This window comes from Flavobacterium plurextorum (assembly GCF_024638035.1).
Taxonomy (GTDB): domain Bacteria; phylum Bacteroidota; class Bacteroidia; order Flavobacteriales; family Flavobacteriaceae; genus Flavobacterium; species Flavobacterium plurextorum.
In genome coordinates this window covers 816,188-838,432 of record NZ_CP100442.1, presented here as the reverse complement: position 1 = coordinate 838,432, position 22,245 = coordinate 816,188, and the positions used below count along the sequence as shown (strand labels likewise).

At 33.8% G+C, this 22,245-nt stretch carries 19 protein-coding genes; 13 read left to right on the top strand and 6 right to left on the bottom strand.

Annotated elements, in window-relative coordinates; all coding sequences use genetic code 11:
• The 5 genes from NLG42_RS03920 to panC all read right to left on the bottom strand — a co-directional run bounded on the left by NLG42_RS03920 (position 1) and on the right by panC (position 5,951).
• Positions 1–1,965 carry a transglycosylase domain-containing protein gene (locus tag NLG42_RS03920; RefSeq protein WP_257683052.1) on the bottom strand — a complete coding sequence of 655 codons (1,965 nt, stop codon included), beginning with the start codon at positions 1,963–1,965 and terminating at the stop codon, positions 1–3.
• A gap of 20 nt (positions 1,966–1,985) precedes the next feature.
• A complete protein-coding gene (radA, locus tag NLG42_RS03915; RefSeq protein ID WP_099717946.1) occupies positions 1,986–3,347 on the bottom strand; it encodes a DNA repair protein RadA in 1,362 nt (453 codons plus the stop codon).
• Positions 3,347–4,501 carry an alpha/beta hydrolase gene (locus tag NLG42_RS03910; protein ID WP_089057184.1) on the bottom strand — a complete coding sequence of 385 codons (1,155 nt, stop codon included), beginning with the start codon at positions 4,499–4,501 and terminating at the stop codon, positions 3,347–3,349. Before NLG42_RS03910 ends, radA begins: the two co-directional genes overlap by 1 nt.
• Positions 4,502–4,707: 206 nt before the next feature.
• Complete coding sequence (gene panD, locus NLG42_RS03905; protein WP_017495920.1) at positions 4,708–5,058, bottom strand: aspartate 1-decarboxylase; 351 nt, start codon at positions 5,056–5,058, stop codon at positions 4,708–4,710.
• A gap of 14 nt (positions 5,059–5,072) precedes the next feature.
• Complete coding sequence (panC, locus tag NLG42_RS03900) at positions 5,073–5,951, bottom strand: pantoate--beta-alanine ligase (protein ID WP_089057183.1); 879 nt, start codon at positions 5,949–5,951, stop codon at positions 5,073–5,075.
• A 79-nt stretch (positions 5,952–6,030) separates the two neighbouring features.
• Between panC and NLG42_RS03895 the strand changes: the two genes are divergently transcribed.
• The 7 genes from NLG42_RS03895 to NLG42_RS03865 all read left to right on the top strand — a co-directional run bounded on the left by NLG42_RS03895 (position 6,031) and on the right by NLG42_RS03865 (position 17,221).
• The gene (locus NLG42_RS03895) at positions 6,031–6,837 is read left to right on the top strand and encodes a glycogen/starch synthase (RefSeq protein ID WP_089053369.1); all 807 of its coding nucleotides are present in this window, start codon (positions 6,031–6,033) and stop codon (positions 6,835–6,837) included.
• A 21-nt stretch (positions 6,838–6,858) separates the two neighbouring features.
• Positions 6,859–8,466, top strand: a complete 1,608-nt coding sequence (locus tag NLG42_RS03890; RefSeq protein WP_099717947.1) for a DUF4270 domain-containing protein — start codon at positions 6,859–6,861, stop codon at positions 8,464–8,466.
• Positions 8,467–8,475: 9 nt separating this feature from the next.
• A complete protein-coding gene (glmS, locus tag NLG42_RS03885) occupies positions 8,476–10,326 on the top strand; it encodes a glutamine--fructose-6-phosphate transaminase (isomerizing) (RefSeq protein WP_089057181.1) in 1,851 nt (616 codons plus the stop codon).
• 307 nt (positions 10,327–10,633) lie between these two features.
• The gene (locus tag NLG42_RS03880) at positions 10,634–13,465 is read left to right on the top strand and encodes a TonB-dependent receptor domain-containing protein (RefSeq protein ID WP_089057180.1); all 2,832 of its coding nucleotides are present in this window, start codon (positions 10,634–10,636) and stop codon (positions 13,463–13,465) included.
• An 85-nt stretch (positions 13,466–13,550) separates the two neighbouring features.
• A complete protein-coding gene (locus tag NLG42_RS03875; protein WP_257683051.1) occupies positions 13,551–15,143 on the top strand; it encodes an SGNH/GDSL hydrolase family protein in 1,593 nt (530 codons plus the stop codon).
• A 233-nt stretch (positions 15,144–15,376) separates the two neighbouring features.
• The gene (gene atpD / locus NLG42_RS03870; RefSeq protein WP_089053364.1) at positions 15,377–16,888 is read left to right on the top strand and encodes a F0F1 ATP synthase subunit beta; all 1,512 of its coding nucleotides are present in this window, start codon (positions 15,377–15,379) and stop codon (positions 16,886–16,888) included.
• A gap of 51 nt (positions 16,889–16,939) precedes the next feature.
• Positions 16,940–17,221 (top strand): F0F1 ATP synthase subunit delta/epsilon, encoded by a 282-nt coding sequence (locus tag NLG42_RS03865; RefSeq protein WP_089057177.1) that lies wholly within the window; start codon positions 16,940–16,942, stop codon positions 17,219–17,221.
• 79 nt (positions 17,222–17,300) lie between these two features.
• Here NLG42_RS03865 and NLG42_RS03860 read toward each other — a convergent pair whose 3' ends face one another.
• Positions 17,301–18,104 carry a DUF3667 domain-containing protein gene (locus NLG42_RS03860; RefSeq protein WP_257683050.1) on the bottom strand — a complete coding sequence of 268 codons (804 nt, stop codon included), beginning with the start codon at positions 18,102–18,104 and terminating at the stop codon, positions 17,301–17,303.
• Between the two features lie 165 nt (positions 18,105–18,269).
• Between NLG42_RS03860 and NLG42_RS03855 the strand changes: the two genes are divergently transcribed.
• The 6 genes from NLG42_RS03855 (at position 18,270) to NLG42_RS03830 (ending at position 22,202) form a co-directional block, all read left to right on the top strand.
• Entirely contained in the window at positions 18,270–19,406 is a 1,137-nt protein-coding gene (locus tag NLG42_RS03855) for an aminotransferase class I/II-fold pyridoxal phosphate-dependent enzyme (RefSeq protein WP_257683049.1), read from the top strand.
• A gap of 2 nt (positions 19,407–19,408) precedes the next feature.
• On the top strand, positions 19,409–19,816 hold the full coding sequence (locus NLG42_RS03850) for a hypothetical protein (RefSeq protein WP_099717953.1): 408 nt from the start codon (positions 19,409–19,411) through the stop codon (positions 19,814–19,816).
• A gap of 134 nt (positions 19,817–19,950) precedes the next feature.
• A complete protein-coding gene (locus tag NLG42_RS03845; protein ID WP_089057173.1) occupies positions 19,951–20,148 on the top strand; it encodes a hypothetical protein in 198 nt (65 codons plus the stop codon).
• 75 nt (positions 20,149–20,223) lie between these two features.
• Entirely contained in the window at positions 20,224–21,087 is an 864-nt protein-coding gene (locus NLG42_RS03840; protein ID WP_257683048.1) for a TraB/GumN family protein, read from the top strand.
• A gap of 7 nt (positions 21,088–21,094) precedes the next feature.
• Positions 21,095–21,598, top strand: a complete 504-nt coding sequence (locus tag NLG42_RS03835; RefSeq protein ID WP_089057171.1) for an RNA polymerase sigma factor — start codon at positions 21,095–21,097, stop codon at positions 21,596–21,598.
• Entirely contained in the window at positions 21,588–22,202 is a 615-nt protein-coding gene (locus NLG42_RS03830) for a hypothetical protein (protein WP_099717956.1), read from the top strand. The genes NLG42_RS03835 and NLG42_RS03830 overlap by 11 nt, the downstream gene beginning before the upstream one ends.
• Positions 22,203–22,245: the final 43 nt, after the last annotated feature.

Here is a 22,245-nt window from a genome sequence, read left to right as displayed (position 1 = left end):
TTACAATTCAAATTCATCCTCAACAGCCAAAGAATCATTTTTAATTGCTGTTGAATCCGGAACTTTGATTCGTATTAACGAACGTGCATTTCCTGAAATGTAAACTGGCAACTGTCCAATAGTATCTTCTGGAATTAATAAACCTCGTCGAAACATTAAATTCTTTAAAAATTTTTGGTTTTTAATGGCGAAGTCTTTCAAATTGCCTTCATCATTAAATTGATACATGAATTTTCGCGGTTTCGGAATAATCGTTGCTAAATATAAACATTCATCAACGCTTAAAGCGGATGGACTTTTTTGGAAATAAAAATGACTTGCTTCACCAATTCCGTATACATTTGGTCCCCATTCAATAATATTGAAATAAACTTCCAGCATTCTTTCCTTACTTACAATTCGGTTATTTTCTAAAATATAAACCAAAAGGATTTCTTCAAGCTTTCGCGAAAGCGTTTTTTCTCTCGTTAAGAATACATTTTTAATCAGCTGCATGCTTATTGTGCTGGCGCCGCGCGAGAATTTTTTAGTTCTAATGTTTTTAAGAATAGACTGCTTGAAAGCTTCATTTATAAAGCCGCGATGAGAAAAGAAAGAAGGATCTTCAGTTGTTAAAACGCATTTTCGTAAATAAGGCGAAATTTGATCTAATGGCGTATAATTGGGATTTGCATTTCCAACTAAAACAGGACGCTGCAAAACATTTTGAATAATGGCACGATACACAAATTCACCGTTAAGTTTATTCAAATCGGCTTCACCATATTTGGTAATATGCAGATCTTCTTTGTTTAGTTTACTGTCAAAAACAAGTGTATTCGGTTTGTTTTTATTGAATTTGAAATCGAGTTTATAATCGAAATTTCCAGTTGCCTGCATGCCCTGAAAATGCGTAAATAAGCCATCAGGAAGTGAAACAATGAAATCTTGCGCTTTCATTTTCGGAATATTCACTTTCAAAGTGTAAACAGTATCTTTTTCTGTGCTGTAAGAGACGTATGGTTTTACTTTAATCTTATTCAACTGCATTGTTGAAGTGCTGTCAATTGAGATAAAATCATCGCCCAGTAAAAATCGGTAATCAAAACGGGCATTTTTTATGACAACATCTTTACTGGCAATTTTTGGATGATTAATTTTTAAATTAACAATCGAGGTGAAACCGTCAATGTGCAATTCGCTGCCGCTTTTGTCAATGTTTTGAACATTCAGACGAATAGAATCAAAGCTCGCTTTTAAATTGTAGCGCTCATCAAGATAAGGAACGCGAATGGCTCCTGTATCTAAATTAAAGAATCGAATATCAGCTTTTTGATTTCTTGGATCAGCAAATCCTTTTAAGTTCCAGCGCTGATCGAAATCTTTGCTTTGAACATGAATATTGGTTTCGAGCTGTTTGTTGTTTAAAACCAGTTTGTTGATTGCAACAGCTGTTTTTTTGCCATTATCATCGATTTTGAATTGGAAGTTTTCCAAATTCATATCCGTTGGAACCAGATTTAATAGCTTTGAAATGATGCGATAAGCAAAAGCACCGTATTTGCGTTTTTCGTTTTTCTCAGAATCATCACGATTTCTTTTTAGGAAAGCATCAAAATTTCGAATCTTTCCCTTTTTAACCAATTGAATGTAGCCGTTGTTAACTTTTAAAGTACCAACTTGAACATCGCCAATTAATAAGTTGCTTAAGCTGACACTGGTTTCAATGTTTTTTATTTTTAAAAGTGTGTCTGCGTTTTTTGGAACCAAAACAACATCGGTAAGTTTTATGCTGGACAATCCGCTGAAAGAAGCTTCTTTTATAGAAAAATCACTGTTGTAATCAACAGCCATTTTGTGAGTGACTTTTGCGACAGCTTGTTTTAGAAGCGAGTTGCGAAAAAAGTACAATCCGATGCAAAGCAAAACCAATAAAACGGCTAGTATTTTTAGAGCTTTGTATATTTTTTGTTTTGGAAAATTCATAGTGGTATTTTTATCAGAAATCAACCAAAAAGAATACTGGCAACATCTTCAATTTTAGCAACAAGTTCAATTTTAATTCCAGTGTTTTTTAAAGTGATTTTATTGTATTTGGAAACAAAAATAGTATCAAAACCTAATTTTTCGGCTTCCTGAATACGCTGATCAACACGATTTACTGGGCGAATTTCTCCAGAAAGTCCTACTTCGCCGGCAAAACAAAAACCTTTTCCAACCGGAATGTCTTCGTTTGAAGATAAAATCGCAGCAACAACAGCAAGGTCAATTGCGGGATCATCAACAGAAATTCCGCCCGTTACATTTAAGAAAACGTCTTTTGCACCCAAACGAAATCCTGCTCTTTTTTCTAAAACCGCCAAAATCATGTTTAATCTTTTAGCATTGTATCCTGTTGTGCTTCTTTGCGGAGTTCCGTAAACAGCAGTGCTTACAAGTGATTGAATTTCGATCATAAGCGGACGCATGCCTTCGAGTGTTGTAGCAATCGCGGTTCCTGATAATTCTTCGTCTTTGTGCGAAATCAATATTTCTGAAGGATTGCTTACTTCTCGTAAACCGCTTCCGAGCATTTCGTAAATTCCCAATTCGGCCGTAGAGCCAAAACGGTTTTTAAGCGAACGCAAAATTCGGTAAACGTGGTTTCTATCACCTTCAAATTGAAGAACGGTATCAACCATATGTTCCAGAATTTTTGGTCCCGCAATATTTCCGTCTTTTGTAATATGTCCAATTAAAATAACTGGAGTATTGGTTTCTTTAGCAAATTTGATTAATTCTGCAGTCGTTTCTCTAATTTGAGAAATGCTTCCTGCCGTTGATTCAATATAATCGGTATGTAAAGTCTGAATCGAATCGATGATTACAATTTCAGGCTGAATTGCTTCGATTTGTTTAAAGATATTCTGCGTTTTAGTTTCTGTAAGGATATAGCAGTTATCGCTGTTTGGTGTTATCCTTTCGGCACGCATTTTTATTTGTTTCTGACTTTCTTCTCCAGAAACATATAAAGTTTTATAGGGTAATTTTAGTGAGATTTGAAGTAAAAGAGTACTTTTTCCTATTCCTGGCTCGCCGCCCAAAAGAGTTAAAGAACCAGGAACAATTCCGCCGCCCAAAACACGATTTAATTCGCCGTCAGTAGTATTCATGCGAATTTCCTGAGCCGAGTCGATTTCGTTTATTTTTAAAGGTCTCGGCGCTTTGCCGGTTGAAGTTGGTTCGCTTTTCCAAGCTGCTTTTTCCTGCTTCTGAATGATTTCTTCAGCAATAGTATTCCATTCTTTGCATGCATTGCATTGACCTTGCCATTTTGAATATTGGGTGCCGCAATTTTGGCAGAAAAAGGAAGTTTTAACTTTTGACATTATTTACTTTTTTTAGTAAGTGCGTTCATTTCGTCCATCTTCTCATACATTAAATCCTTGTTCAAATCGCCGATAGGTTCCATTTGAGAAGCGTTTTGATATTTTTTTGAGGCATGTTTTGCATCGCCCATTTTTTCATACATTAAGCCTAGTTCGTATTCTCCTAACATTGCTTTTGGATAATTTACATTTCCTATTTCGGCCATTTTTCCTAGTTCGTCGTATGCGTTCTTTTTCAAGATTATATTTTCAATCACTTTAAAGTCGCTCATTCGAACTGGAATTTGAACGCCTAAAACTTCTGACATTGTATTGTATTTTTTTTCTAAATAATCAGCATAACCGGTTTCAAGTACAGCAATTTTGTTTGCGTATTCTGCAGAATTTATTGGTCTGTATACTTCAAAAATCTGATATAGGGCACTCGGAATCGAATGTAAAACTTCGGTATAGTGAGTTGCATTTTTAAATAACTCGTATTTATAATTTACTAACGGATTATTTGCGATTTTAATATTGTTGTCTAATTTTTCTATCGGCTCTTTAATTTTTTTTATGTCTCCTTCTCCCGCAGAAAGATAATAGAATATTGGTTTTTGTACTTTGGCAAATTTTTCTGCAATACGTACTTCCATTTTTGGAGCCAATTCTGGACTTAGACAAATATACGCACTGAAAAGCGGGTTTTCTTTGTATAAATAAAAATTGGCAAAACTCGCCGTTACATCATGTCCTGCAATAATTCTAAAAGGCGATGTTCTGTATTTTTTTTCAATGTATGGAACTAATTCGGCTCCAATAAATTCAAAAAACTTTGCGCCTTTTTCAAAAGGCAAACCTTCGTTTTGATCAATTGTTGTGTCGTCGTAACGCTCGCCGTCTTTGTTTTGATGAATTCCAATTATGATCATTTCTGGAATATCATCCCAATAAGTACCATAACTTACGGCTCCAGAAAAAGGATCGAACAAATAATCACCATCTAAAAGGTATAAAACCGGATATTTTTTGTCAGGCTTAGCTTCATATGAAGCCGGAAGTCCAATTGTTATCCTTCTTTCTTCTCCAAGTTTTAGGGATTGAATGTTGTCGAATTTTTTCTGCGAAAAAACAGAAATGGAAATAAATGCAATTAGTAGGTAAACTTTTTTCATGATTTGTGGCATTTCAGTGAATTAAAAAGTATTGAAAATAGTGTGGCAATATAATACTTTATTTGCTCTTTTATTAATTTGGGATTTTAAAAAAAGCAATAGTATTTGTGCTTTTGCGTTTGTTTGGGTTCAGGCAAAAGAAGTCCTCTTTGTGCAAAATAAATTTTTGACAAATAGTAAAATAAGATATAATTTGAGGTTGAAACCTAGGTTAATGAATTGTCATTTTCATTAGGGAAAATAATCCATGGTTTGAAGGTTTTTGCTTCTTCAAATTCTAAGGTTGCATATGAAATAATGATGATAATATCATCTTTTTGAACTTTTCTAGCAGCTGGACCATTCAGTGTAATTTCGCCTGAATTTTTTTCTCCTTTAATGGCATAAGTTTCAAAACGTTCTCCATTATTAATGTTAACGATAGCTACTTTTTCACCTTCAATGATATTTGAAGCTTCTAGTAAAGTTTCATCAATAGTAATACTGCCAATATAATTTAAATCGGCTCCAGTTACTTTAACTCGATGAATTTTTGATTTTATAACTTGAATTTGCATGTTGCAAAGGTAATTTAATTAAATGAAATGGTGTCTATTAACCTTATAGAATTAACAAATACTGCTATAAACGCTCGGTATTTTTTGTCGTTAATTTTATGATCGATTGATAATAATGTAGATTCGTCAGCAATGACAAAATATTCGAGTTCGAATCTTTTGTTGTCTTTAAAAGATTCTTCAACAAATTTGATGGTTTCTTCGGGGGTGCTGTTTTGAAAGATTTCTTTAGCTTCAGTAAGAACTTTGTAGATTATTGAAGCTTCTTTTCTTTCTTCTGCAGTCAATCGCTCATTTCTAGAACTCATGGCAAGCAGATTGTCTTCTCTGAAAATTGGGCAGCCTACAACATTTACTGGAAGGTCATTTTTCTCAACTAGTTTTTTAACAATTTGCAGCTGTTGAAAATCTTTTTCTCCAAAATAAGCATTAGTTGGAGTCACGATTTCAAACAAACGTTTTACGATAGTTCCAACTCCGTTAAAATGTCCAGGTCTGAATTTACCTTCCATTTGATTTTCTAATCCGTCAAAGTCAAATGACTGCGAAATTGTTTGTCCTTCATAGATATCATCTACAGAAGGAGCGTATAAAATTATTTTGTCGCTTAATCCTCGCATTTTTTTCACATCTTCTTCAAGAGTTCGAGGGTATTTTTCGAGATCTTCAGGATTGTTGAATTGTGTTGGATTTACGAAAATGCTTACAACAGTGTCGTCGTTTTCTTTTAGCGATCGCTGCATTAAAGCCAGATGCCCTTGGTGCAAAGCTCCCATTGTTGGTACAAATCCTATAGTCGAATTTGCGGTTTTGATAGTTTTTAAATAGGCTATCAGAGCTACTTTGCCGTAGAAAATATGCATGGCGGTATTATTAAAATTTAGTGCAAACATAATATATTAGTTAATAACTGCATAAATTTTTGTAATTTTGCAACGTTTTTATTACCAAAAATTAAGTAAAATACTATTTATGAAAGATAAGAGGATATTATATGTATCATCTGAAGTCGTGCCTTATTTGGCTGAAAATGAAGTTTCTTTAATGTCTTATGACGTTCCGAAAATGATTAACGATCAAGGAGGTCAGATAAGAATTTTCATGCCAAGATATGGAAATATCAACGAGAGAAGACATCAATTACACGAGGTAATTAGGCTTTCAGGGATGAATTTGGTAGTGAATGATTTAGATATGCCATTGATTATTAAGGTGGCTTCAATTCCTAAAGAAAGAATTCAGGTTTACTTTATCGATAATGATGAATACTTCAAGCGCAAAGCAACTTTTGCTGATGAAGAAGGTGTTTTGTATCCTGATAATGACGAAAGAGCCATATTTTTTGCTAAAGGCGTTGTTGAAACGGTGAAAAAATTGAATTGGGTTCCAGATATTATTCATGTTCATGGCTGGCTGGCATCTATGCTGCCAATCTATATGAAGCACTATTATAAAAATGAAGCTTTGTTCTCTGAGACAAAAATTGTAACATCAGTTTATGGTCAGTCTTTTGATGAAAATCTAGATATGGAGATGATTAACAAAGTAAAGTTTGACGGAGTTCCGCATGAATCTGTATCAGATCTAGAAGTTCCTAACTATGAGAACATCTTAAAAGCTAGTATATTGCATTCTGATGCTGTAATTATTGCTTCAGAAAACGTTTCTCCAAGTTTAACAAAATTTATAGAATCTTCAGGAAAACCTTTTTTACCTTTCGCCACGAAAGATGCATTCGCTGAAGCGTATACAAATTTCTATAAAGAAATGGGACTTTAAATTTTAACTTTATTATTAAACATGTACAATACTTCTTTTATTAAGAAAATACTTTTAGCTCTTACGGTTGTTCTTTTATATTCGTGCGATAAAGATTTTAATGCAATTGGAGATGATTTAATTGGTGATGATCATTTTGGACTTGAGTCTGAAAAATATGATGTTGTAGCCTTTAATCAGGAGGTTACGCCTATTCAATCAAATGTTTTGGCGGTAAATGCTTTGGGTATTTATGATAATCCTGTTTTTGGAACAACGACTGCTAATTTTGCTACACAAGTAACTTTTGCTACAACGAATCCATATCCTATAGTTGTTGGTGAAGAGCCTGTAATTACAAGTGTGAGACTAAGTATTCCTTATTTTAAGAAGTTGAAAACGACTAATAGTGATGGAACTCATACTTATACTTTAGATTCTATTTACGGACCGACAGAAGGAAAACTTAAGTTAAGTGTTTATGAATCTGGCGTTCAAATGCGCAGTTCGTATGTTAGTAATGGAGTTTCATTGCCACAGTTTTATTACACAGATGAAAATAATGTTTTTAATCAGTATAAAGTTGGATCTCGTTTAAACAATTCAACTAATGTTTTGCAAAACGATCAATTCTTTTTTAGTTCAGCAGAATATGTGGATAAGACAACAGATGCAGCAGGAAAAGAAACGACAACTTATACTGCGCCAGAAATGCGTTTGGATTTGAATACCGCTTATTTTCAACAAAAAATATTGAACGCCCCGGCTTCAAAACTTTCTGCTGCTGATTTATTTCAAGAATATTTTAGAGGTTTGTACTTTACTGTTGAAAAAGCTGATGGAAGTCCTGGTAATATGGCTTTGTTGGATTTTTCAGGAGGGAAAATTGTAATTACTTATAAAGCTAAAACGGCAAGTACGACAGATGCTGATACAGAGAAAGAAGATAGAACAATTACAATGGCAATTGTAAATCCTGCAAATTCTAGTGCAAATGTCAATTTACTTCAAGATCTAAAAGCTGCTAATTATCAAAATGCTATTACAACAGCAAATATAAATAAAACTGAAGGAGACGAAAGGCTTTACGTAAAAGGCGGTCAAGGTTCGCTTGCAATTATTAGACTTACTGATTTTGCTGCAAAACTTGAAGAGATCAGAGCAAAAAATTGGAAAGTTAACGAAGCAAATTTGGTATTTAATATCGATGCCGATAAAATGACAGGAACTAGGGAGCCGAAAAGAGTTTATTTGTATGATTTGACTAATAATGTTCCAGTTGTAGATTATCTTGCTGATGGAACTTCAAATCTTGTAACCTCAGATCCTAAAACGGCTAAGTATATTTATGGAGGTATGATTAACCTTGATGATAATAAAAGAGGAAAAAACTATAAAATTAGAATTACAGAACATATCCGTAATCTTATAAAAGATAAAACAGCCAAAAATGTTGATTTAGGATTGGTTGTAACGGAGAGTATAGCGATTTCGACTTCGAATTTTTTAAAGAATAAGAATGAGAATATCTCTCAAGCGCCAAGAGCGTCAGTTATGAATCCGCTAGGAACTATTTTATATGGAGGAAAGTCTTCGGTACCAGACGATAAAAGATTGAGGCTTGAGGTTTACTACACGAAACCAAATTAATAAATATATATGTGTGGAATTGTTGGGTATATCGGTCATAGAGAGGCTTATCCTATAGTTATAAAAGGATTAAAGCGTCTTGAGTACAGAGGATATGATAGCGCCGGCGTTATGTTGTACGATGACGAGGCAGGAGTTAAAATTTGTAAAACAAAAGGTAAAGTTTCAGATCTTGAAGCTAAAGCGCAAGAAGGTTTTACAATTAATGGAAATATTGGAATTGGACACACTCGTTGGGCAACTCACGGTGTTCCAAATGATGTGAACTCACATCCTCATGCTTCTAATTCTGGTGATTTAGTAATTATTCATAACGGTATTATCGAGAATTATGCTCCTTTAAAAGAAGAGCTGATTAAAAGAGGTTATACTTTTAAGTCTGATACAGATACAGAAGTTTTGGTTAATCTAATTGAGGAAGTTCAGAAAAACGAAAATTTAAAACTTGGAAAAGCAGTTCAGGTGGCTTTGAATCAAGTTGTTGGAGCTTATGCGATAGCAGTTTTTGATAAAAAGAATCCAAATGAAATTGTTGCTGCAAGACTAGGGAGTCCATTAGCAATTGGAGTAGGTGAAGGTGAGTACTTTATCGCTTCTGATGCGTCTCCATTTATTGAATATACTTCAAATGCAGTATATTTAGAAGATGGTGAAATGGCAAATATTAGATTGCATAAACCGCTTAAAATTAGAAAAATCAAAGATGATTCTTTAGTAGATCCTTATATTCAGGAGCTTCAAATGAACTTGGAGCAAATTGAAAAAGGCGGTTACGATCATTTCATGCTAAAAGAAATCTACGAGCAGCCAAGTGTAATTAAGGATACTTATAGAGGAAGACTTCATGCAAATGAAGGAATCGTTCAAATGGCTGGTGTTGAAGATAATTTGGAGAAATTCCTGAATGCAAAACGTATTTTAATTGTTGCCTGCGGAACTTCATGGCATGCAGGTTTAGTAGCAGAATATATTTTTGAGGAGTTTACAAGAATTCCTGTAGAGGTAGAATATGCTTCTGAATTTAGATACAGAAATCCAATTATCAATAAAGATGATGTTGTAATTGCTATTTCTCAATCAGGAGAAACAGCAGATACTATGGCGGCAATTAAGCTGGCTAAAGAAAACGGAGCTTTTGTATTTGGAGTTTGTAATGTTGTAGGTTCTTCTATTTCAAGAGAAAGTCATGCGGGTGCTTATACACATGCTGGACCAGAAATTGGAGTGGCTTCTACAAAGGCATTTACAACTCAGATCACAGTTTTAACAATGATTGCTTTAAGATTAGGAAAAGCAAAAGGTACGTTGTCAAATCCTGATTTCCATGCTTATTTACAAGAATTAGAATTAATTCCTGAAAAAGTTGCTGAGGCTTTAGAAACAAATGATCGTTCAAAAGAAATCGCTGCGGCTTTTAAAGATGCACCAAACTGTCTTTACTTAGGAAGAGGATATAATTTCCCAGTTGCACTTGAAGGTGCTTTAAAGCTTAAGGAGATATCTTATATTCACGCTGAAGGTTATCCTGCGGCAGAAATGAAACATGGTCCAATTGCTTTAATTGATGAGCATATGCCGGTTATTGTAATTGCGCCTAAGCAAGGTCATTATGATAAAATTGTAAGTAATATTCAAGAGATTAAATCGCGCAGCGGTAAAATTATTGCTGTTGTAACTAAAGGTGATACACAAGTTCGTGAATTAGCAGATTATGTAATCGAAATTCCAGAAACTTCAGATGCATTGTCGCCGCTTATTACTACAATACCTTTGCAATTGCTTTCTTATTATATTGCAGTTATGAGAGGTTGTAATGTTGATCAACCGCGTAACTTAGCAAAATCTGTTACGGTGGAATAAGTATATTTTTAAAATATCAATAATGTTAAAAAAGCGAAATTTAGGTCTCGCTTTTTTTTATTGTCAAAATTTTTTTTCAGCCTATGTATTTTTGTGAATTTTTCAATTTTTTGATAAAAATTAATATGTATGCATAGTAAATTGGTTTTTCTTTAGGTTTTCTTTGTTTTTATTCTAATAAATTCAATTAGCAAATAGTTAAAATATTGCATAAATACGTAGTAAATATTAATTTTTTTTAACGTTTTTTTATGCATATTAAAATATTTGTGTATTTTGGCTATATACTAACGAAAAAACTAACCCAATGAGAGTCTACTTGCTAATTATGTTATTGTTCAGCGGAATATCTTTTGCGCAGAATACAATAACAGGTTCGGTTACAGATGGTAACAAACAATCTATTCCTGGTGCTAATGTTGTTGTTGCTGGAGAAAACAGTGGTGCGTCTACTGATTTTGACGGATCGTTTAAATTGACTACTAAAGCTAAACTGCCTTTTTCTATAAAGGTTTCTGCAGTAGGATTTGAAACAAAAATTATTAGTGTTACATCGGCAAATCAAAAAGTAAATGTAATCTTAAAAGATGAAGAGACTAAGCTTGATGAGATAGTCGTTTCTGCTTCTCGAACACCTGAGCGCGTTTTTGAGTCTCCCGTTACTATTGAAAGAATGGGTATTCAGGACATCAAAAAAACGGCTTCACCATCTTTTTATGATGGGTTGGAAAATTTAAAAGAAGTACAGATGAATACTAGTAGTATGACTTTTAAGTCGATTAATACTAGAGGATTTGCTTCAGTTGCTAATACACGTTTTATGCAATTGGTAGATGGTATGGATAACTCATCTCCGTTGTTGAATTTTGTGCTTGGAAACATGATTGGGGTTTCGGAAATTGATGTACAAAGTGTTGAGCTTCTTCCGGGAGCGTCTTCTGCGTTGTATGGAGCAAATGCATTTAATGGAATTTTGTTTATGAATAGTAAAAGTCCATTTACTTATCAAGGCGTTTCGACTTATTTTAAATACGGTGTGACTTCGCAAGAGGCTGCGGGCACAAACGGGTATTATGATTTTGGTATTCGATTTGCGCATGCTTTTAATAAATACTTTGCGGCAAAAGCGAACTTTACCTATATGCAGGCTACCGATTGGTATGCAACAAATTATGATGATAAGACTAGAGGAAATATCGGTAGAGTTGATCCTAGTTATGATGGTATTAATGTTTATGGTGATGAGGCTTCGACAAATATTAAAGGAGTAGGTAAAAAATTAGAAGCAATGGGATTGATTCCTGCAGGAGCATCTAATCTTTTGCCTGATTCAAATGTTAGTAGAACAGGATATAATGAAATTGATTTAACTAATAATAAGGCAGCAAATAAAAAAATTGATTTCTCTTTTCATGGAAGGCCTTTTGGGGATGAGAGATTGGAAATTATCTGGCAAAGTAAATTTGGTACAGGTAATGCGGTTTATCAAGGAGGAAATAGATATTATTTGAACGATTTTTTTATGCAGCAGCATAAATTAGAAGTTAAAGGAAAGAACTTTTTTGTGAGAGGATATACGACATCTGAGGATGGTGGGCATTCTTATGATATGGTTTTTACAGGTATTAATGTAAATAGAAAATGGAAAGACGATAATACTTGGTTTGGCCAATATGCTGGAGCTTATATTCAAGGAACGTTGGCTGGTATGACGCCGCAACAGGCGCATGCTGTGGGAAGAGCTACGGCAGATACAGGTCGTTTTATGCCAGGTACAGCTGAATTTAAAAATGCTTTTAATCAAGTTATAGCTGATCCAGATGTTCGTTCAGGCTCAAGATTGGTTGATAATTCTAGAATTTATCATTCTGATGCAAATTATAATTTTAGAGATTTGATAAAATTTGCCGAAATTCAAGTAGGAGGTTCGTTTAGAGCTTATGAGCTTAATTCTCATGGTAGAATTTATACAGATGCAAATGGGCCGATTGATTATAATGAGTATGGTGCTTATGCTCAGTTAATGAAGAAATTCTTAGAAGATAGATTGAAGTTCACGGGTTCACTTCGTTATGATAAATCTAAAAACTTTGACGGTAATTATTCGCCGCGTTTATCTTTAGTATATTCAGGAGGAGAGAAGAAAAATCATAATATTAGAGCTTCATTCCAGACAGGTTTCAGAAATCCGTCAACTCAAGATCAGTATATCGGATTTAATATTGGAAACGCAGTATTGATTGGATCTGCTCCAGATAACTTAACTAGATTTAGTGAAACTTTTAGTTTAAGTGCAGAAGGTCAGGCTTACAGCGGCGGAAGTACGACTAAGAACATGACAGGTCTTGACGCTTATGGTAATTCTTATTTAGCAAGTTCAGTTAATGCTTTTTCGGCAATGGCGGGAAGCAATCCAATAGCGGCGGCAGCATTGTTGAAAAAAGCAAGGGCAAATTATGTGAAACCAGAAGAAGTAAAAGCTTTTGAATTGGGATATCGTTCTGTTTTTAATGGTATGTCAATCGATCTTAACGGTTATTATAATATCTACAATAACTTCATTGGTAATTTAAATGTGATTTCTCCTTTCTACGGAACAGCACAAGATAATCCAAATCTTGCAGGAGGAGTTACAGATCCAGGAGTTCAATCGGTAAGAGCGATTCAAAATGGAGAATATAGAGTGTATCAATTGTATACCAATTCAGATGTGGAGATACATTCATTTGGAGTTGGAGTTGGGCTTACTAAAAAAATAATAGCTGATTATGAACTAGGTGTGAACTACAATTATGCTCAATTTGATTTTGATCAAGAAAAAGACCCAAGTTTTGAGGCAGGATTTAATACTCCAAAACATAGAATTAAACTATCTATTGGTAATGAGAAAGTATTTAAAAATTTCGGGTTTAATGTAAGCGGAAGATGGAATAGTGAGTACGAATGGGAGTCTGGCTTCGCTGATGGTACAATCAAATCTGCTACAGTAATAGATGCACAGGTAAATTACGGAATTCCAAAATTGAAATCTGTTGTAAAACTTGGAGCTGCTAATATTGGCGGTAAAGAATACTATCAAGTAATTGGAGCTGGATTAATCGGGCAGCAGTATTTTGTTTCATGGACTATTAATCCATAATTGATTATTAACTATTAAGTCAAACACGTTATTTATGTTTCTGAAAGTGTATTTAGAAACAGATAATTTTAAAATATAAAAAATTATGATAAAAAATTTCAAATGGCTTTTATTGGTTTCTTTGACCTTTATGGCTTGTAATAGTGATGACGATGCAGTAACCGTTGTTGATTCGTCAGACGGATTGCCTTTGACATCTGGTTCTGCTAATTTCTCTAAATACGTTGCGTTAGGGAATTCTTTAACGTCTGGTTTTAGTGATGGTGCTCTTTTTAAAAAGGGACAAGAAGGAGCGTATACCAATATAATGGCGCAGCAATTTAAACTTGTTGGAGGAGGGGAATTTAAAATTCCTTATACTAATGATAATATTGGTGGTTTGCTTTTTGGCGGACAGCCCAATATAGCATTTGGTCCGAGGCTCTATTTTAATACTACAGTTTCTCCAACTCATCCTAGTTCGACAGTTGATCCTGTAAGTGGAACTCCAACAACAGAAGTGATGAATCCTGCGGTTGCAGCTGCTGGTCCTTATAATAATACGGGTGTGCCTGGTGCAAAAAGTTTTCATTTACTGTCTCCAACTTATGGAGCGCCGGCTGGTTTAGCGAACGGAACGGCAAATCCTTATTATGTGCGATTTGCTCCAAATGGAACAACTTCTGTTCTTGCTTACGCAATGAGTCAAACGCCAACATTCTTTTCTTTATGGATTGGTAACAATGATGTTTTAGGTTATGCAACCACTGGAGGAGATGGTACGAACCCAATTACGCCGGCTTCTGGAGCTGCGGGTGTTGGTTTTGATGGAACATATGCGGCTTTAGTAACTACTTTAACCTCGGGAGGAGCAAAAGGTGTTGTGGCAAATATTCCATATGTAACATCAATTCCGTTTTTTAAGACTGTTCCTTATAATCCTTTAACGGCTTCTGCTATAGGTAAAGGGAATGCTGCTGTTGGTACAGCTACAATAAGCGCATTGAATGCTCAATTGTATGGTCCGCTAAAACAAGCTTTGACAGCTTTTGGAGCGGGATCAAGAATTAATTTGCTGTCAACAACAGTGGCAAATCCATTATTGATAAAAGATGAATCGCTTACAAACTTGTCGGCGCAATTAACAGCGGCTTTTACGCCTACACTTGGAGCTCAGACTGCAGCTTTTTATGGTAATGTGTTTGGTCAGGCGCGTCAAGCAACTAAGACTGATTTAGTTCTTTTAACTACGCAATCAGCTATTGGAACAGCACCTACAGCTGAAAATTCAGGAATAGGAGTTGCTCCACCGGCTCCTTTGAATAATTTTGGAATTACGTATCCTTTGCAAGATAAATATGTTTTGATACCAACTGAAGTTGCAGAACTTGAAGTGGCGACAAATGCTTTTAATGCAACTATAAAATCTATTGCAGAGTCTAAAGGTCTTGCTTTTGTAGATGCAAATGCAATTATGAAACAAATTGATCAAGGAGGAATTTCTGCGAATAGTTTTACAATGGCATCAACATTTGTAACAGGAGGAACTTTTTCTTTAGATGGAGTTCATCCTTCGCCAAGAGGATATGCATTTATAGCAAATAAATTTATTGAAGCTATTAATGCTAAGTATGGATCAAATTTAAAAGGAGTAAATGTGGGTAATTATCCAATTTTATATCCTGCAGTATTGCCATAGAACCATTTTTTTTAATTTAAAAGCCGTTTGTTTTTTAAAAGCAGCGGCTTTTTTTAGTTGAATAAAAAATGCTTTAAATGGGAGTTTGAAGGCCTCATTTTTAGAATCAAACAAAATCATGCTATTTTTTATAAAAAAAATATTGATTTTATATTTTAAAAAATTATCTTTGCGCTCTGAAAAAAGAGGTATTTTCGATAAACCTAAATAGCTATTTAATAAACACATAAGTAATGTCAAAAGTAATAGGAAAAGTTGCTCAAATCATTGGACCAGTAGTTGACGTAGTTTTCAACGGTAAGGATGTTGAACTTCCAAAAATTTATGATTCACTAGAAATCACTAAAAAAGACGGAACATTGTTAGTTCTAGAAGTACAATCTCACATCGGTGAAAACACTGTTCGTACCATTTCTATGGACTCAACAGACGGTTTAAGCAGAGGATATGAAGTAGTTGGAACTGGAAATCCAATCCAAATGCCAATCGGTCCAGATGTATATGGAAGATTATTCAATGTAATTGGAGATGCAATTGATGGTTTAGGAAACTTGCCAAAAACAGGAGAAAACGGTTTGTCAATTCACAGACAAGCGCCTAAATTTGAAGATTTATCAACTTCATCTGAAGTTTTATTCACAGGTATCAAAGTAATCGATTTGATCGAGCCTTATGCAAAAGGAGGAAAAATTGGATTGTTTGGTGGTGCAGGTGTTGGTAAAACAGTATTGATTCAGGAGTTGATCAACAATATTGCAAAAGGTCACGGTGGACTTTCAGTATTCGCAGGAGTAGGTGAAAGAACACGTGAAGGAAATGACTTACTTCGTGAGATGTTAGAGTCAGGAATTATTAAATACGGTGATGATTTCATGCACTCTATGGAAAATGGAGGATGGGATTTATCTAAAGTAGATATGCCAGGAATGAGAGAGTCTAAAGCTACTTTCGTTTTCGGACAAATGAATGAGCCACCTGGAGCTCGTGCACGTGTGGCACTTTCAGGATTATCTATCGCTGAGTATTTCCGTGATGGAGCTGGATCTGATCAAGGTAAAGATGTATTATTCTTCGTTGATAATATCTTCCGTTTTACACAAGCAGGTTCTGAGGTATCAGCACTTTTAGGACGTATGCCGTCTGCAGTAGGTTACCAACCAACTTTGGCTACAGAGATGGGTGCTATGCAAGAGCGTATTACATCTACAAACAAAGGATCTATTACATCTGTACAAGCGGTTTACGTTCCTGCGGATGACTTAACTGACCCGGCGCCGGCTACAACTTTCGCCCACTTAGATGCTACAACTGTATTGTCTCGTAAAATTGCTGAGCTAGGTATTTATCCAGCGGTTGACCCGTTAGATTCTACTTCAAGAATTTTAACTCCTCAAATTTTAGGAAATGAGCACTACGATTGTGCACAAAGAGTAAAAGAAATTCTTCAAAAATACAAACAACTTCAAGATATTATTGCGATCTTAGGTATGGAAGAGTTATCTGAAGAAGATAAACTTTCTGTATCAAGAGCACGTCGTGTACAACGTTTCTTGTCTCAGCCGTTCCACGTAGCAGAGCAATTTACAGGTATTCCTGGAGTATTAGTAGATATTAAAGATACTATCAAAGGATTCAACATGATTATCGATGGTGAGTTAGATCACCTTCCAGAAGCAGCTTTCAACTTGAAAGGTTCTATTCAAGATGCAATCGAAGCTGGAGAAAAAATGTTAGCTGAAGCATAATTCAATTGATAATTATCAATTGACAATTATCAATTATCAATTATTAAAATTATGATTTTAGAAATAGTATCACCAGAAGCAAAATTATTTTCGGGAGAAGTAACATCAGTTACTGTTCCGGGAGTTGATGGAAGCTTTCAAATATTGAATAATCACGCTCCTATTGTTTCTATTTTAGAAAAGGGAACTGTAAAAATTGCAGCTCCAAGTTTTAACTTTTCTAAAGAAGTAGTGAGTAAGTTCACGAAGGTAAACGATCAGACTTATACATTAGAGATCACGTCTGGTACTATCGAGATGAAAGACAATAAAGTAATTGTTTTAGTTGACTAAATACAATTTTATAATAAAGAAAAAGCCAAACAGAAATGTTTGGCTTTTTTGTTTATGTTATATTGATGATTGTGTATTGTTATAGGATTCCCCAAAAACCGCTTGAAACATATGCATTTACAGTAAATCCCGAAATAATTATCCAAGAGATAATCCCGAAAGCACTTGTAGAAAAGGCTTTTAATAATTGAAGTTTGGTACTTTTATTTAAAAACTTGTAATAAAAGAGCGTAAAGTAAAAGAGCTGAAAGAGCAGGAAAAGTAAAGCTTGATAATTAGGCGATAGGTGAAATAATAAGGAAATTGGCAAAATTAAAAGTGTATTGGCCAGTATGCAAAAACCTAACATATACATGCCTGCTACCAAATGCTCTGTATAGTTGTAGTTTTCTTTTTTGTAAAACAACCAGAAAAAGAATGCCGTGAGTGGCAAAGCCATCATTGCCATTAAGTTGGAATATTTTCTCATGAAATGGGTCATTTTTTCTTTTCGTTCATATAAGTGTACGATTTTTTCCTTTTGGACAGGATCTGAAATGGCGCTGAGTTCCTTGTTTTCTTGTGAAACATTAATAGCAGGTGTTTCTTTTGGGATGTTGGAAATGAAAACAAAGACAGCGGCAACCAGCAAGAAAAAATTAAGCGGCGCAAAGTACTTTTTTCTTTTACCATTTATATATTCTTTAGCTACAACACCGCTTTTTAATGTCAGGTCTCTAACAAGTTGAAAAATACCTTTGTCGGCATGTGTAAAATAATGAACAGCTTCGTGAAAAATTTCGTGTGGATTTATACGATGTAAATTGATTTTCTGACTGCAGTTAGGGCAATAATTAAAGTCGGAGTAATTAGATGTTTCGCAATTTTTACAAATGGTCTTCATTTTTTTCTTTTTAATAAATAATTAAATTAGTGGTAGTTAGTTTGTCGTTTTAAAATTAGAAAAAAAAATAATTAACAATTGTTTAAAATTTAAATTATAAACTGTAACCAACATCAAACCTGCTGCTTATTTAAAATTGACTTCAATTTTTATAACTTTGCTTTTATGAAATTACCTAAAAAACTAGCTCAAAAGCTTGAAAATAGAAGGCAGAATAATTCGTTACGGCAATTACCAAGTTTTAATAATCTTGTTGATTTTTCGTCAAATGATTATATTGGTTTTTCAAAATCAGAGTCGATTTTTAAACTAGCGCACCATTATTTAATCGAAAATGACATTATTCAAAACGGTGCAACAGGTTCAAGATTAATTTCTGGAAATCATTCCTTATATCAAGTTACTGAGACTTTTATTGCGGAGTTTCATGAAGCTGAATCGGCTTTAATTTTTAATTCGGGTTATGATGCCAATGTTGGTTTTTTTAGCGCTGTACCGCAGCGAAATGACGTTATTTTGTATGATGAATTAAGTCATGCTTCTATTAGAGACGGAATACTTATGTCGAATGCCAAATCGTATAAGTTTAATCATAATGATTTTGAAGATCTGGAACGATTGATCCTGAAATTTCCCGATACAAATATTTATATCGTTACCGAAACGGTTTTTTCTATGGATGGCGACAGTCCAAATCTAGAAGAATTGATAGAATTGTCTGAAAAGTATAATTGTTATTTAGTAGTTGATGAAGCACATACTTTAGGTGTTTTTGGCGATAAAGGCGAAGGTTTAACACAGTATCTGCAATTGCATAATCGAATTTTTGCTCGAATTATGACTTTCGGAAAAGGTTTAGGCTGTCATGGTGCCGCAGTTTTAGGAAGCGTAGATCTTAAAGATTATTTAGTAAACTTCGCTAGAAGTTTTATTTATACAACAGGATTGTCGCCACATTCTGTTTCTACAGTTTTTACCGCTTATCAGCAATTGAATATCGAAAAAGATACAATTGGAAAGTTGAGGCAAAATATCATATTTTTTAATCAGCAAAAAAACTTGTTGGGTTTAAAACCAATGTTTGTTCGAAGTAAATCAGCCATACAATCAGCCATTGTTCCAGGGAATGAAAATGTAAAAAAATTGGCGCAGCAGCTTCAAGATAAAGGTTTTGATGTAAAACCAATACTCTCGCCTACAGTTCCAGAAGGACAAGAACGCTTGCGCTTCTGTATCCATAGTTACAATTCAGAAGAAGAAATTAATCAGGTTCTGCAATTATTAAGCGGTTTTATATTTTGATTATGGAAGAAGGTTTTAAATTAGTTAGAAGTTATCAGTATTCATATGAAGCTCAGGTTTTTTGTGGTAAACTTGAATCAGAAGGTGTTGATGTCTATTTAAGAGACATGAATACTGTTGATTCAAATCCTATTTGGAGTAATGCGGTTGGCGGCGTTAAGCTTTTTGTAAAAAGTCAGGATTTTGAAAAAGCAAATAAAATTCTATCCGATATTAGTCCATTTTCTCTAAATGAAAATAATGAGTTGATTAAATGTCCGCGTTGCGATGCTGAAGAAATAGAAATGGTAACTTCGATAAAAGATCTAAAAACACTTTTGGCTTTTGCACTCTCATTACTTTTCGTTTTGATTCCTATTTATTCAAAACACAGATATAAATGCAATAAATGTAAGTTTGAATTTGATTGATTGAAATCAGTTTTAAATTTTTTTATACTCCCAATCCCTTTGTTTTATTGGTGTTTAAAAAAAAGTAAAAATTTTTTGTAACGTTTTGAATGTTTGATTACTTACGAGTCGTAATCAAATAAATCAAAACAATTATGAAAACAACATCAACTTCAATCAGCGAAAAAATATTTCATTTCGTATTTACTTTTTTAACTTCAGCTGGACTTGGCTATTCTTTAGTAAACAGTTTTATTTTAAACAAACCAGATAAAGATCTGCTTCTTGTTATGATCTGTTTATTTTTTGCTTCAATGGCTTTATGGCAGAGAAAAAAATGGAACAAACAATAAACAGGTTTCAATCATCAATCAAATCAAAAAAAGTCAATCAATAAAATAATCATCAATCAAAAAACAATCAGCAAAATGAAAAATTTATTTACATCAGCAATAGCAGCAATCACATTAGTTTTTAGTGGAACAACACAAGCTCAAACAAAATCTCTAAAACTCGAAAATTCTCTTTTATGGGAGGTTTCAGGAAATGGATTGTCAAAACCATCTTATTTGTACGGAACAATTCATTCTATTTGTCCAACAGATTATTTTTTGACGGAAAAAACAAAGAAGGCATTTCAAAAATCAGATAAATTAATTATTGAAATCAATTTTTCTGACCCAAATGAAATAGCAGATGCTCAAAAGTTAGCAATATCTCCAGAGCTGTTAAGTAAAAAATTAACGCCTGAACAATTGTCAAAACTAGATTCAATTTTACAAAAAGCGATAGGTATAAAAGTTCAACAGGTCGATAATTTAAATTTAGCAACTGTTATGAGTTTGATTACTATTAAAACGTTTGATTGTGAAATATTGAAATCGTACGAATCAGATTTTACAGATTTGGCTCTAAAAGAAAAGAAAGGCGTTAGTGGTTTCGAAACGGTAAAAGGGCAGTTGAATATGCTTTCTAATGCTTACACAGATTCTGAACTGATCGAATCTTTGGCTGATGCAAGTAAAGCGGAAACTAAAAAAATGGTAGAGGACTATAAAAATGAAAATTTAATGGATCTTTATGGTGATCTTGTTAATGAAAAGGTTATGAGTAAAAAAACTAAAAAATTTATTCTTGATGACAGAAATAGAGATTGGGTAAAGAAAATGAAAGATATGATGAAAAATGAAGCACTGTTTGTAGCAGTTGGTTCGGCACATTTGGCTGGTGAAGAAGGTGTAATTAATTTGTTAAGAAATGCAGGGTACAAAGTAAAACCAGTAATGAATTAGTATTATTTTGAAAGAAAAAGAACAAGAATTTTTAAATCGGATCGAAAGTCATAAAGGAATACTATACAAAGTTTCTAAAATGTACATGGATAATCATGATGATCAACAAGATTTGTTTCAGGAGATTATTTGTCAGCTTTGGAAATCGTATGATTCTTTTAGAAACGAAAGTCAGTTTTCGACATGGATGTATCGGGTTGCGGTAAATACAGCAATTGTTTTCTTAAGGAAGGAAAAACGTAAAGTGGATAAGTATGAAATCGCTTCTGAAAACATCAAGGAAGATGAAGGAGATTCGCATATTAAAGAAAGCCAGATCGATCATTTTTATAAAGCGGTTCAAAAATTAGAAAAAATTGATAAAGCGATCATTTTTTATCAGCTCGAAGGTTTCTCTCATAAAGAAATTGGGGAGAATCTGGGAATATCAGAGGGAAATGCAAGAGTGAAATTAAACAGAGCAAAAGAGAAATTAAAAGAAATAATTAAAAATCAAGGATATGGATTTTAACGATATACAAAACGCATGGAATAACGAAAAGACAGATAATGTTGTTGTTCCTAATAATTTAGAAAAAATTGAGTCAGCAAATACACCGTTGGATAAGATTAGAAAGAATCTTAAAAACGAATTGCTTTATCAGGGAGCAGCAGTAATTCTTTACGGATTTGCACCTTTTTTATTCGCTTTTCCCGAAAAATGGATCGCGCCGTTTTATTTGTTCTTTAGCATATTTGTGGCCGTTTGTGCGTACTATTTAGTAAAGCTGTTTTTGTTCTACAAAAGATTAAATAACATTACATTAAAAACAAAAGACAGTTTGTATGAAACTTATTTTGATGTTAGGTTGAACATGGAATTGTATAAAACCTTCGGATTTGCATTAACTCCTTTTATTGTTTTGTTTTTAATTGGGTTTTTATACAACCGTTTTTCACAAGATCCAGGATTTGAGATCGCAAACTTTAGCAATTCTCAATTGATTAGTGTTTTTGCAGCAGTTACATCTTCTATTTTAAGTATGGGATTAGTTCTAGAATGGTGGGTACATTTTTTTTACGGAAAATACGCTCGAGAAATTAAGAAAGTCATAGATGAATTAAAAGAAGAATAAGCGAATAATAGAACCCATCGTCATGATGGGTTTTGTTTTTATT

Coding starts and splice junctions, on each gene's coding strand:
- NLG42_RS03840 (WP_257683048.1), top strand. CDS start 20,224: ATGAAAAATTTATTTACATCAGCAATAGCAGCAATCACATTAGTTTTT.
- NLG42_RS03860 (WP_257683050.1), bottom strand. CDS start 18,104: ATGAAGACCATTTGTAAAAATTGCGAAACATCTAATTACTCCGACTTT.
- NLG42_RS03850 (WP_099717953.1), top strand. CDS start 19,409: ATGGAAGAAGGTTTTAAATTAGTTAGAAGTTATCAGTATTCATATGAA.
- NLG42_RS03865 (WP_089057177.1), top strand. CDS start 16,940: ATGATTTTAGAAATAGTATCACCAGAAGCAAAATTATTTTCGGGAGAA.
- NLG42_RS03910 (WP_089057184.1), bottom strand. CDS start 4,501: ATGAAAAAAGTTTACCTACTAATTGCATTTATTTCCATTTCTGTTTTT.
- NLG42_RS03920 (WP_257683052.1), bottom strand. CDS start 1,965: ATGAATTTTCCAAAACAAAAAATATACAAAGCTCTAAAAATACTAGCC.
- glmS (WP_089057181.1), top strand. CDS start 8,476: ATGTGTGGAATTGTTGGGTATATCGGTCATAGAGAGGCTTATCCTATA.
- NLG42_RS03895 (WP_089053369.1), top strand. CDS start 6,031: ATGAAAGATAAGAGGATATTATATGTATCATCTGAAGTCGTGCCTTAT.
- NLG42_RS03890 (WP_099717947.1), top strand. CDS start 6,859: ATGTACAATACTTCTTTTATTAAGAAAATACTTTTAGCTCTTACGGTT.
- NLG42_RS03880 (WP_089057180.1), top strand. CDS start 10,634: ATGAGAGTCTACTTGCTAATTATGTTATTGTTCAGCGGAATATCTTTT.
- panD (WP_017495920.1), bottom strand. CDS start 5,058: ATGCAAATTCAAGTTATAAAATCAAAAATTCATCGAGTTAAAGTAACT.
- atpD (WP_089053364.1), top strand. CDS start 15,377: ATGTCAAAAGTAATAGGAAAAGTTGCTCAAATCATTGGACCAGTAGTT.
- NLG42_RS03875 (WP_257683051.1), top strand. CDS start 13,551: ATGATAAAAAATTTCAAATGGCTTTTATTGGTTTCTTTGACCTTTATG.
- NLG42_RS03845 (WP_089057173.1), top strand. CDS start 19,951: ATGAAAACAACATCAACTTCAATCAGCGAAAAAATATTTCATTTCGTA.
- panC (WP_089057183.1), bottom strand. CDS start 5,951: ATGTTTGCACTAAATTTTAATAATACCGCCATGCATATTTTCTACGGC.
- NLG42_RS03855 (WP_257683049.1), top strand. CDS start 18,270: ATGAAATTACCTAAAAAACTAGCTCAAAAGCTTGAAAATAGAAGGCAG.
- NLG42_RS03830 (WP_099717956.1), top strand. CDS start 21,588: ATGGATTTTAACGATATACAAAACGCATGGAATAACGAAAAGACAGAT.
- radA (WP_099717946.1), bottom strand. CDS start 3,347: ATGTCAAAAGTTAAAACTTCCTTTTTCTGCCAAAATTGCGGCACCCAA.